The sequence below is a fragment of the Microcella pacifica genome (assembly GCF_009371975.2).
GTDB classification, from domain to species: domain Bacteria; phylum Actinomycetota; class Actinomycetes; order Actinomycetales; family Microbacteriaceae; genus Microcella; species Microcella pacifica.
The window spans coordinates 1-11,602 of sequence record NZ_VIKT02000036.1 but is presented as its reverse complement, the minus strand read 5'-3'; the positions used below and the strand labels follow the sequence as shown (position 1 = coordinate 11,602).

The window sequence follows — 11,602 nt, the reverse complement described above, 5'->3', positions numbered from 1 at the left end:
CGACGCGCACAACGTCATCGCGGAACTCTTTCGGATAGGGCTTAGGCACGATGGCATCCTTCCAGGCCCACCCCCTCGGGCAAGCCATGTCAGATGTCACCTATCCGTGCAGCAGACCCTCCTTCATGCCATTCCGGATACCGGACTATGGCTGCCACTGGGCGATGGTGACCTAGTGATCTGGACCTCAACACCATCAGAAGTCAACAAAGGAGGAAACAGTCAATGACCGAGAAGCGTCGCCCCAGCGATCCCCCAGCGAGTGAGCCCCCTCAGCCGCCACGAAGGCTAACCGAGCGCGGCCTCAAGCCTGGTGGGCCCCCGGCCGCGCCACTACCTCCGCCACCAGTCAAGGACAGTGGCGTCGGCAAGGGAGATTAACTCGCCATCTAGTCAGATCCCTGAGGATCCGATCCTGGTGGTGCGAACGGCTACGAGACAAGGCATCGCCACTAGCAGGCAACGAGCCTAGGGCGCCGCCTGACGGGCAAGCGCTTGAATTCGGCTCCAGGGAATCACTGCACGAATCGCCGCGCATTGCGTGGCAGGACGACCTGTGCCCGCGGCCTTCTCGGCAGCAGCTCTTACTGTGCCGGGTTGTTCCCGGAGAGCCTCTGCGATCCACAACAGGCCTGGAGCGCACTGAAAGTGCGTGTATGCGTGCCGAGCACCGAGACCGCGACTCTTGCGGTTGTATGCACCTGGGCCGTCTATCTCCTCAAGCCACGCGACGACGTGCTCGCGTTGGCTTGTCCACCAGTGATCGCCGGGCAAGTGCTCTTGCTCGTATCCACTTGAAATCGGGTAGTGCGGTTCGGCGACTCGTAGGATGTCTGCGAGAGCGCGGCCCGAGAGCTCAGGTGCGATGAGTGTGTCAGTGCTTTCCACGCCACCATTGTGCACAAGGCTCCCAAGAGCCGACCTGGTGCACCGCGCGCAGCACTGAGCGAAGCTCGAGCATTCCACCGCGCGCATGGGGCGGCGCTAGACTCGACACTCGGGTTCGTGCTGCGCCGCGCCCCCTCCGATGCGCCCGAGCCGCGCATCCCCTCGCCCGCCGCCACCGCCTTCCAGGAGTTCGTTCCGTGAGTCTCATCGTGCAGAAGTTCGGCGGCTCCTCGGTCGCGGACGCCGAGAGCATCAAGCGGGTCGCGAAGCGCATCGTCGAGACCCGCAAGGCGGGCAACGAGGTCGTCGTCGCCGTGAGCGCGATGGGCGACACGACCGACGAGCTCATCGACCTCGCGCACGAGGTCGCACCGATTCCCGACCCGCGCGAGATGGACATGCTGCTCACGACCGGCGAGCGCATCTCGATGGCACTCCTCGCGATGGCGATCAAGAGCATGGGCTACGAGGCGCGCTCGTACACGGGCAGCCAGGCGGGCATGATCACGGATGCTCAGCACGGGCAGGCCCGCATCGTCGACGTCACCCCCGTCCGCGTGCGGGAGGCGCTCGACGACGGGGCCATCGCGATCGTCGCAGGCTTCCAAGGGTTCAACCGCGACAGCCGCGACATCACGACCCTCGGTCGAGGCGGCAGCGATACGACCGCCGTCGCGCTCGCCGCGGCGCTCGAGGCCGACGTGTGCGAGATCTATACCGACGTCGACGGCGTCTTCACGGCAGACCCGCGCATCGTCGCGCTCGCCCGCAAGGTCGACCGCGTGACGAGCGAAGAGATGCTCGAGCTCGCGGCCGCGGGGGCGAAGGTGCTGCACATTCGCGCCGTCGAGTACGCGCGGCGGCACGGCGTGACGCTGCACGTGCGCTCGTCGTTCACGCCCGCCGAGGGCACGTACGTCATCACCCCGAAAAAGGGAGAGAAAGTGGAAGAGCCCATCATCACGGGAGTGGCCGGAGACCTCAGCGAGGCGAAGATCACGGTCGTCGGTGTTCCCGACACCCCGGGAATGGCCGCCGACATCTTCACGACCGTCGCGAAGACGGGCGCCAACATCGACATGATCGTGCAGAACGTCTCGGCCGCCGCGACCGGCCGCACCGACATCAGCTTCACCCTGCCGAAGACCGACGGCGAGAAGGTGCTCACCGCTCTGCGCGCCGAGCAGGAGGACTACGGCTTCGAGTCTCTGCAGTACGACGATCAGATCGGCAAGCTCTCCGTGGTCGGCGGCGGCATGCGCACGAGCGCGGGCGTCTCGGCCCAGCTGTTCACGGCGCTCAAGGATGCGGGCATCAACATGGAGATGATCAGCACCTCCGAGATCCGCATCTCCGTCGTCACGCGCGCCGACATCCTGCACCACGCCGTGCGCATCGTGCACACCGCCTTCGGCCTGGACGGCGACGCAGAGGCCATCGTGTACGCCGGCACCGGGCGCTGAGCACCGCACCTCGGCCATCCACCCGCGCGAAGCCGCCACGCGGCCGAGCCACCCCTGCGCCCCGGCTACGCTTGACGCCATGAGCCCCACCCCCGTGAACCTCGGCGTCGTCGGCGCCACTGGACAGGTCGGCGCCGTCGTGCGCCAGCTTCTCGTCGACCGTGCTTTCCCGATCGCGAGCATCCGCTTCTTCGCGAGCGCCCGCAGCGCCGGCACGACCATCGACTTCGACGGCACTCCGATCACGGTCGAAGACGCTGCGACAGCCGACCCGAGCGGGCTCGACATCGCGATCTTCAGCGCGGGTGCGACGACGAGCAAGGCGCAGGCCCCGCGCTTCGCGGCGGCGGGCGTCACCGTCATCGACAACTCGTCCGGCTGGCGGATGGACCCCGAGGTGCCCCTCGTCGTGAGCGAGGTCAACCCGCACGCCATCGATCAGGCGGTCAAGGGCATCATCGCGAACCCGAACTGCACGACAATGGCCGCGATGCCCGTGCTCAAGGTTCTCGACGCCGAGGCCGGGCTGCAGCGCCTCATCGTGAGTACCTACCAGGCCGTGTCCGGAGCGGGGCTGGCCGGCGGCGAGGAGCTGCTCGAGCAGGCGACCGCCGCGGTGGCCCAGGACGCGATCGAGCTCGTGCACGACGGGCGCGCCGTCGACTTCCCGGCCGGTCAGAAGTTCCCCACGACGATCGCCTTCAACGTCATCCCGCAGGCCGGCAGCTTCGTCGACGACGGTCTGGGTGAGACGGACGAGGAGAAGAAGCTGCGCAACGAGAGCCGCAAGATCCTCGAGCTGCCCGAGCTTCTGGTCAGCGGCATCTGCGTGCGCGTACCCGTGTTCACCGGCCACTCGCTCGCGATCAACGCCGAGTTCGCCCGTTCGCTGAGCCCTGAGCGCGCCCGGGAGCTGCTCGCGGAGGCGCCCGGTGTCCAGCTCGCCGACGTGCCGACCCCGCTCGACGCGGCGGGAATCGACCCGAGCCTCGTGGGGCGCATCCGTGCCGATGAGGGCGTGCCGGGCGGTCGCGGCCTCGCGCTGTTCATCAGCAACGACAACCTGCGCAAGGGCGCCGCGCTCAACGCCGTGCAGATCGCCGAACTCGTCGCGGCCCAGAAGTAGGTCGCGTGCCCGCCCCGGTGGCCAGCTACGCCGCGATCGGCGACAGCTTCACCGAGGGCATGGGCGATGAGCGTCCGGATGGCACGCCTCGCGGCTGGGCCGACCTCGTCGCGGCGGCGCTCGCTCATGCTGCGGGCGAGCCGATCGGCTACGCGAACCTCGCGATCCGCGGGCGACTGCTCGCCCCCATCCTCGACGAGCAGCTGCCCGCCGCGATGGCTCTGCGCCCGCAGCTGCTGAGCATCAACGGCGGCGGCAACGACATCCTGCGCCCGCGCGTCTCGATCGCGGCGGTCGCCGACCGACTCGTCGCGGCGGCGCTCGCGGCGCGCGAGGCGGGCATCCGCACGATGGTCGTGAGCGGCGGCAACCCCACGCGTCACCTGCCGCTCGGTGCGGCCTTCGAGCGGCGAGGGGATGCTCTCGCCGAGGCCGTGCGCACGCGCCTGGTGGGTACCGACGTCGTGTTCGTCGACAACTGGTTCGACCCCCGGCTGCCGCAGCTGCACTACTGGTCGATCGATCGCCTGCACCTGAACGCGCGCGGCCACGCGATCGCTGCGAGCAACGTGCTCGCGGCTCTCGAGGTGCCCATCGCGGGTGCGGATGCCGCGCAGGGCGCGCCCGACGCCGGCGACGACCTCGAGCGCCCCCGCACGGCCGAGTACTGGCGCCGCTACGTGCTGCCGTGGATCGGCCGACGACTCACGGGCCGCTCCTCGGGAGACTCCCGCGAGCCGAAGCGCCCGCGCCTTGACGCCGTCGCTGCTGGCGACCTGTGAGGCGGACCGGGGCCCGCGGGGGCACGGCCAACCCTCAGGCGTCCGGCGTCGAATAGTGACCATGCGCCGTCATCCCGCCCTGCTCACCGCCGCCACCGCGCTCGCTACCGCGGGCCTCGTGGCCTGCGCGTCGCCTGCCCCGACCCCGCAGGCCACGGGCGACGGCCCCGTCGTCGCGTTCTACGGCGACTCGTACACGCTCGGCACGGGCGCGAGCGATCCGAGCGTGCGCTGGTCGACGCGCATCAGCGAGAGCCGCGGCTGGGTCGAGGTGAACCCGAGCGTCAACGGTCTCGGCTTCATCAACAATCGCGAGCTCTTCGGTGACGGCGACCTGCCGAGCATGATCATCGACGCCGACCCCGACATCGTCGTCATCACGATGGGTCTCAACGACAACTTCAGCTACTCGTTCGCCGCTGACGCGATCGAGGCGCAGATCGACACCGACCTGCGCCGGCTCACCGAAGCGCTGCCGGAGGCGCGGTTCATCGTCGTCGAGCCGTTCTGGTACACCGCCGAGCGCCCGCCGTCGGTGCCGATCATCATCGACTGGGTGCGGGATGCGGCCGAGCGCTACGGCGCCGACTATATCCCGGGGGCCTCCACCTGGATCCAGGGTCGGCAGGGCGAGATGGCCGCCGACGGCCTCCACCCCAATGACGACGGCTATGCGGAGATGACGCGGCGCATGGACGCGGCGCTCCTCGAGCTCGGGCTCTAGGGCGTCGGGCGGTCGTCGCCGTCCCGCTCCCGGCGCTCGCGACGCCCCGCACGCACTGCCCGGATCGCGAGCTGCCCGGCGACGAGCACGAGCAGCGAGCCGAACAGGATGCCCGAGAGCGCGGGCGGCACGAGGAAGGCGAGGGCGACGCCGCCCTGGGAGGCGAGCACGGCGGCGATGCCGACGATCAGCCCCTGCCGAACATCCACGAGCCCGGCGCGCAGGTTCGGGATCGTGCCCGAGATCGCGGCGGGAATCATCGCCGCGAGCGAGGTGCCCTTCGCGGCGAGGTCGCCCATGCCGAAGAGGGCGATGAGCACGGGCACGGCGATGACGCCGCCGCCGATGCCGAACATGCCGGCGGCGACGCCCATGACGATGCCGAGCAGCAGCAGGCCGAGCGAGATGAGCACGCTCAGGTCGATGTCGCTGCCGCGCTCGGGCTCGACGAGGATCAGCCGGGCTGCGGCGATGAGCATCCCGACGATGAAGGCCCAGCGCAGCCACGCGAGCGGCAGCGCCCGCAGCAGGTAGGCGCCGAGCGGCGCGCCGGCGAAGGCACCGGCGCCGACGAGGGCCGCGGCGACGAGGTCGATCTCGCCCGCGATGCCGTACGTCGTCGCTCCCGCGACGGCGGTCGGCACGATCGCGACGAGCGACGTCGCGGCGGCCTGGCGCTGATCCATGCGCGCCCACAGCATGAGCAGCGGCACCATGATGATGCCGCCGCCGACCCCGAACATGCCGGCAAGAACCCCGCCCATTGCTCCGGTCGCAAGAAGGGGCAGAATCACGCCAGCCAGCCTAGCGGCGCGGTGGAGGGCGGCCCGACGGGCGCGAGTAAACTGGCGAGTGTGACTGACCACATCGACGTTGCCCTGATCGGCGGCGGCATCATGAGCGCCACGCTCGGCACCATGCTGCAGCAGCTCGAGCCCGAGTGGGATATCCGCATCTACGAGCGCCTGGGCGACGTCGCCCGGGAGAGCTCGAACCCGTGGAACAACGCGGGCACCGGGCACGCCGCGCTGTGCGAGCTGAACTACACGCCCGAGAAGCCCGATGGCTCGATCGACATCACCAACGCGGTGAAGGTCAACGAGCAGTTCCAGGTCTCCCGGCAGTTCTGGTCGTACCTCGTGAACGAGGGCCGACTGCCCGACCCGAGCGCCTTCCTCAGCGCGACGCCGCACATGAGCCTCGTGTGGGGGCGCGACAACGTCGACTACCTGCGCAAGCGCTACGAGGCCCTGCGCGACCACCCGCTCTTCGCCGGGCTCGAGTTCAGCGAGGATCCCGCGGTGATCCGTCGCTGGGCGCCCCTGACGATTCCCGGCCGGTCGAAGACCCAGCCCGTGGCGGCGACGTGGATCGCGGCGGGTACCGACGTGGACTTCGGGGCCCTCACACGGATGCTCATCGACGGTCTCGTCGACGGTGGCGCGCAGCTGCACCTCGAGCACAGGGTCACCTCGATCTCACGCGACCGTGACGGCGGGTGGCTGCTCAAGCTGCGGCACGAGGTCGGCTTCACCCCCCTCCAGGTGCGCGCGAAGTTCGTCTTCGTCGGTGCCGGTGGGCATGCGCTGCCGCTGCTGCAGAAGTCGGGCATCCCGGAGATCCGCGGGTTCGGAGGGTTCCCCGTGAGCGGCCAGTGGCTGCGCACCGACAACCCCGAGGTCGTCGCTCAGCACAGCGCGAAGGTGTACGGCAAAGCATCGGTGGGCGCGCCGCCCATGTCGGTGCCGCACCTCGACACGCGCGTCGTCGACGGGGAGACGAGCTTGCTCTTCGGCCCCTACGCCGGGTTCACGCCCAAGTTCCTCAAGACGGGCTCGTGGTTCGACCTGTTCGGGTCGATCCGCTGGCACAACCTCATCCCCATGATGCAGGTGGGCCTGCGCAACCTCGACCTGCTCAAGTACCTGATCGGCGAGCTGCTCGCGAGCCGCTCCGCCAAGGAGGAGTCGCTGCGGGCCTTCTACCCGAACGCGCGAGGAGAGGATTGGTACGAGCTCACCGCCGGCCAGCGCGTGCAAATCATCAAGAAGGACCCCGAGAAGGGCGGCGTGCTGCAGTTCGGCACGGAGGTCGTCGCCGCAGCCGACGGCTCGATCGCGGGCCTGCTCGGCGCTTCGCCGGGAGCCTCGACGGCGGCGCCGATCATGCTCGACGTGCTCGAGCGTTGCTTCCCCGACAAGATCGAGGCCTGGCGCCCGCAGCTGCAGCGCATGGTGCCGTCCTACGGCACGACCGTCTCGGCAGACCCGGAGCTCGCCAAGAAGCTCCTCACCGAGACGGCGTCGGCACTCGCGATCTCCCGCTGAGCCTCAGTTGCGGGTCGCGCCGTCCGAGGCCGTGACGACGAAGGTGTCGGGCTGCCCGTAGGCGTGCTCGCCGAACGCGTTGTCGACGGCGACCTGAATGCGTGAGAGGTCGTCGACGCGCACGAGCGCGATCGCTGAGCCGCCGAAACCTCCTCCCGTCATGCGGGCGCCGATCGCTCCCGCGGCTACCGCGGTCTCGACGGCGAGGTCGAGTTCGGGCACCGAGATCTCGAAGTCGTCGCGCATGCTGCGGTGCGAGGCATCCAGCAGCCCCCCGATCGCCGCCGCACCCGACTCGCGCAGCACCTCCACGGTGTCGAGCACCCGCTGATTCTCGGTGATGACGTGCCGGACGCGGCGGAAGGTGACGTCGTCGAGCAGCTGTCGCGCGCGCGGCAGGTCGTCCACCGTGAGATCGCGCAACGAGGATGCGCCCAGCGCCGCCGCCCCGCGCTCGCACGCGGCACGGCGCTCGCCGTACCCTCCCGTGGCGTGAGCGTGCTTGACGCCGGTGTCGATGACGAGAATCGCGAGCCCCGCCTCGGCGAGCCCGAGCGGCACGAGCTCGCTGACCAGGCTGCGGCAGTCGAGGAAGACTGCGTGGTCGGCCGCGCCGAGCAGGGAGGCCGACTGGTCCATGATGCCGGTTGGAGCTCCGACGGCCACATTCTCGGCGCGCTGGCCGACGCGCGCGAGAGTCGGGCGGTCGAGGCCGAGGCGCCAGCTGTCGTTGAGCGCCATCGCGACAGCACTCTCGATCGCGGCCGAGCTCGACAGGCCGGCGCCGACGGGAACATCCGAGTCGATGAAGAGGTCGACACCGGGCACGGCCGACAGGTCGGCGCCGTGCTCGCCGAGCGCCCACGCGACGCCGAGCGGGTAAGCCGACCAGCCGTCGAGACTCTCGGGCGTCAGCGCGTCGAGGTCGATCTCGGCGAGCTCGTCGGCGAAGGTGCTCGCGACCCGCACGCGGCGGTCGTCCCGCACCCCGAGAGCCACGAGGGTGCGGCGGTCGATCGCGAACGGCAGCACGAACCCCTCGTTGTAGTCTGTGTGCTCGCCGATGAGGTTGACGCGGCCGGGGGCCGACCACAGGCCGTCCGGCGCGCGGCCGAAGACGGCCTCGAATCCGGCGCGGGCGTCGTCGCGAATGTCAGTCATGCACCTTCTCGATTCCGGAGCGGAGGAACTCGGCCTGAGCCTCGGGCGCGACGTCGCCGATGAAGGCGCCCATCGCCGCCTCCGAGCCGGCCAGGTACTTCAGTTTGTCAGCGGAGCGACGCGGGCTCGTCACCTGCAGCATGAGCCGCACGGTGTCGCGGCCCACGTGTACGGGCGCCTGGTGCCACGCGGCGATGTACGGCGTCGGGGTCGGGTAGAGCTCGTCGAGGCCGCGCAGCAGTCGACGGTAGAACGGTGCGAGCTCATCCTTCTCCGCCTCGGTGAGGCCCGCGAAGTCGGCCACCTGGCGGTGCGGCAGCACATGGATCTCGATGGGCCACCGCGCCGCGAACGGCACGTACGCCGTGAAGTGCTCGCCCTGCAGGAGCACGCGCGGCCCGGCCTGCTCGCGGTCGAGGATGCGCGCGAACAGGTCGTCGCCCTGCGCCTCGATCGCCCGCAGCAGCGCAGTCGTGCGCGGGGTGATGAAGGGGTAGGCGTAGATCTGGCCGTGCGGGTGGGGGAGGGTCACCCCGATCTCCTGCCCGCGATTCTCGAAGGGGAAGATCTGCTGAACCCCGGGCATCCCGCTCAGAGCCTCAGTGCGTTGCGCCCACGCCTCGACGACCGTGCGTGCCCGGCTGACGGTCTGCGAGCCGAAGGAGCCTTCGTGCTCGGGCGAGAAGCATACGACCTCGCAGCGACCCACGCTCGTGCGCGAGCGCTCGAGACCGATCTCGGCGAGGTCGGCGAGATCTCGCGGGGCGTCGGCGTCCTCAAGCGCGGGCCCGAAGCTGGGGGAGCGGTTCTCGAACACCGCGACGTCGTAGAGCGCCGGAACCTCGCTGGGGTTCGCGGCGGTCTGGGGCGCGAGTGGGTCCTGATCGGCGGGCGGCAGGAACACGCGGTTCTGGCGGTTGCTCGCGATCGAGATCCACTCGCCCGTGAGCGGGTCCTGCCGCATGGTCGCGGTCGCGGGGCGCGGGTCGAGCGTGCGGGCGTCGACGCTGCGCTCGCCGCCGGGCGGCAGAGTCGTGTCGGCGTCGTCGACGTAGATGAGCTCGCGACCGTCGGCGAGGCGGGTGGGGCGGAAGGTGATGGGCACCCGCCGAGCCTAGGCCGCATCGCTTACGCTTGTGCAAGCAGATCGCTTTCGATATCGACAGGATTCGAAGGCGAGCGCCTGACGAGAGACCCTGCCGCCGCGATGACGGCAGCGCCATACGAGAGATAGAGGATGCCCGTGGCCGACTCCGCCGCAGCCCGACGCGAGCGCATCGCCGTCGAGGTGTCGCGGCGCGGCTTCGCTCGCGTCACCGACCTCGCCCGTCGGGCTCGCGTGAGCGAGGTCACCGTGCGCACCGACCTCGCGGCGCTCGAAGCCGAGGGTCGCATCACGCGGGTGCACGGGGGCGCCATGCCGCGCGGCCTCGTGACCGCGCGCGAGTCGAGCCTCGAGCAGTCGAGTGCCCGCGCGAGCCGACTCAAGCGCGCGATCGCGGTCGAGGCCGCTTCGCGGGTGCGGTCGGGGGAGAGCGTGCTGCTCGACGTCGGCTCGACAACGCTCGCCGTCGCCCAGGCGCTCGTCGACCGTCGCGAGCTCACCGAGCTCGTCGTCATCACGAACGGGCTCGCGATCGCGCTCGCGCTCGAGCCGGCCATCCCGCGTTTCACGGTCGTCGTCACGGGGGGCACCCTGCGCTCGCTGCAGCACTCCCTCGTGAACCCGCTCGCGACGAGTCTGCTCGACGAGGTGCGCGCCGACACGGCGATCCTCGGAGCCACGGGCGTGCACGCCGAGCACGGGGTGACCAACGTCAACCTGCCCGAGGCGGAGGTCAAGCGGCGCATGGTCGCGGCGTCGACCCGGCGCATCCTCGTCGCCGATTCCTCGAAGCTCGGTCAGGTGCACCTCGGCCGCGTGGCGACGGTGCAGCAGCTCGATGCGCTCATCACCGATGCCGATGCCGACCCGGCGCACCTCGACGTGCTGCGCTCGACCGGTCTCGACGTGACGGCCGTTGCGGCGCGGGGCCTCGGTACTCTGGGGTCATGAGCCCCACCGCCTCGCCCGCCGCCGCCTCAGCCCCCGCCGCGTCAGCCCCGACCGGCGAGCAGTTCACTCTGCACCACGACGGCGCCCACGGGCCGGTCGACGCGACCATCGTGCAGGTCGCCGCGGGCCTGCGCCAGCTCTCGGTGGACGGCCACGATCTCGTGCAGGGATACCCCGAGAGCGCGATGCCGCCGTACGCGACGGGCATCGTGCTCGTGCCGTGGCCGAACCGGGTGCGCGACGGTCGCTGGACCCACGAGGGGCGCGAGCTGCAGCTCGACATCACCGAGGTCGACAAGAGCAATGCGATCCACGGCCTCTTGCGCAACACTCCCTACCGCGTGGTGGAGCGCAGTGCGGACGCGATCACGCTCGGCGCCTCGGTCGTGCCGCAGCACGGCTACCCGTTCCACCTCGAGACGACCGTGACCTACCGCCTCACCGGGAACGGCATCCGCGTCGAGCACGGTGTCACGAACGTCGGCGTCGAGGCCGCCCCCTACGCCGTGGGCACTCACCCGTTTCTGCGCGTGGGCGACCACCCGATCGACTCCCTCACGATCACCGCGCGCACCGTCGAGCACGTGATCGTGGATGCTCGGCTCAACCCCACGGGGCTCGAACCCACCGCGGGCGGAGAGTTCGACCTCTCGACGGGCCGACTCATCGCCGAACTCGAGCTCGACGACGCCTGGCGGGTGGAGCCCGACGCCGACGGCGTCATCCGCACGATCCTGAGCGCCGAGGACGGCACCGAGACGGAGCTGTGGCAGGAGGGCGAGTGGGAGTGGCTGCAGGTCTTCATCACTCGCTCCTATCCGACGAACGACGGGCCCATCACGGCGATCGCGGTCGAGCCCATGACGGCTCCCGCGAATGCGTTCGTCTCCGGTGACGGGGTGCGCTGGCTCGCCCCCGGCGAGTCGTGGAGCAGCTCGTGGGGCATCTGCCGCCCCGCCTAGCTGTATTTCCCCGTGAGGTTGTGAACGCGGGAGGCTGGGGTTGATCCGCCGATGCCGGTGTGGGGTCGGTGGTGATTGTAGTGATGCAGCCACCTCGGGTAGTCAGCTGCGCG

The 11,602-nt window shown here is 70.2% G+C and carries 11 protein-coding genes; 7 read left to right on the top strand and 4 right to left on the bottom strand.

Annotation, left to right across the window (positions count from 1 at the left end; all coding sequences use genetic code 11):
• The first annotated feature begins 1,085 nt into the window (after positions 1 to 1,085).
• From FK219_RS12890 to FK219_RS12875, 4 genes are all read left to right on the top strand, one after another.
• Entirely contained in the window at positions 1,086 to 2,351 is a 1,266-nt protein-coding gene (locus FK219_RS12890) for an aspartate kinase (RefSeq protein WP_152584274.1), read from the top strand.
• Positions 2,352 to 2,430: 79 nt separating this feature from the next.
• Positions 2,431 to 3,477: an aspartate-semialdehyde dehydrogenase gene (locus tag FK219_RS12885; protein ID WP_152584273.1), complete on the top strand. Its 1,047-nt coding sequence runs from the start codon at positions 2,431 to 2,433 to the stop codon at positions 3,475 to 3,477.
• A gap of 5 nt (positions 3,478 to 3,482) precedes the next feature.
• On the top strand, positions 3,483 to 4,259 hold the full coding sequence (locus FK219_RS12880) for an SGNH/GDSL hydrolase family protein (protein ID WP_328821699.1): 777 nt from the start codon (positions 3,483 to 3,485) through the stop codon (positions 4,257 to 4,259).
• A gap of 61 nt (positions 4,260 to 4,320) precedes the next feature.
• Positions 4,321 to 4,983: an SGNH/GDSL hydrolase family protein gene (locus FK219_RS12875; RefSeq protein WP_152584272.1), complete on the top strand. Its 663-nt coding sequence runs from the start codon at positions 4,321 to 4,323 to the stop codon at positions 4,981 to 4,983.
• Here FK219_RS12875 and FK219_RS12870 read toward each other — a convergent pair.
• Positions 4,980 to 5,777 carry a sulfite exporter TauE/SafE family protein gene (locus FK219_RS12870; RefSeq protein WP_165638150.1) on the bottom strand — a complete coding sequence of 266 codons (798 nt, stop codon included), beginning with the start codon at positions 5,775 to 5,777 and terminating at the stop codon, positions 4,980 to 4,982. The genes FK219_RS12875 and FK219_RS12870 overlap by 4 nt on opposite strands.
• Before the next feature lie 51 nt (positions 5,778 to 5,828).
• On the opposite strand from FK219_RS12870, the gene FK219_RS12865 reads away from it, so the two are divergent.
• Positions 5,829 to 7,310: a malate:quinone oxidoreductase gene (locus FK219_RS12865; protein ID WP_268888702.1), complete on the top strand. Its 1,482-nt coding sequence runs from the start codon at positions 5,829 to 5,831 to the stop codon at positions 7,308 to 7,310.
• Positions 7,311 to 7,313: 3 nt separating this feature from the next.
• Here FK219_RS12865 and galK read toward each other — a convergent pair whose 3' ends face one another.
• Together galK and galT are read right to left on the bottom strand one after the other, a co-directional pair.
• Positions 7,314 to 8,471, bottom strand: coding sequence for a galactokinase (gene galK / locus FK219_RS12860; RefSeq protein ID WP_152584269.1), 1,158 nt, complete (start codon positions 8,469 to 8,471; stop codon positions 7,314 to 7,316).
• The gene (galT, locus tag FK219_RS12855; RefSeq protein ID WP_152584275.1) at positions 8,464 to 9,570 is read right to left on the bottom strand and encodes a galactose-1-phosphate uridylyltransferase; all 1,107 of its coding nucleotides are present in this window, start codon (positions 9,568 to 9,570) and stop codon (positions 8,464 to 8,466) included. The genes galK and galT overlap by 8 nt, the downstream gene beginning before the upstream one ends.
• Before the next feature lie 138 nt (positions 9,571 to 9,708).
• Between galT and FK219_RS12850 the strand changes: the two genes are divergently transcribed.
• On the top strand, positions 9,709 to 10,527 hold the full coding sequence (locus tag FK219_RS12850) for a DeoR/GlpR family DNA-binding transcription regulator (RefSeq protein ID WP_152584268.1): 819 nt from the start codon (positions 9,709 to 9,711) through the stop codon (positions 10,525 to 10,527).
• The gene (locus tag FK219_RS12845) at positions 10,524 to 11,489 is read left to right on the top strand and encodes an aldose 1-epimerase family protein (protein WP_152584267.1); all 966 of its coding nucleotides are present in this window, start codon (positions 10,524 to 10,526) and stop codon (positions 11,487 to 11,489) included. Before FK219_RS12850 ends, FK219_RS12845 begins: the two co-directional genes overlap by 4 nt.
• On the opposite strand, the gene FK219_RS12840 is transcribed toward FK219_RS12845, so the two are convergent.
• A partial coding sequence (locus FK219_RS12840; protein ID WP_152582548.1) for an integrase core domain-containing protein occupies positions 11,486 to 11,602 on the bottom strand: 117 nt, incomplete at its 5' end. The genes FK219_RS12845 and FK219_RS12840 overlap by 4 nt on opposite strands.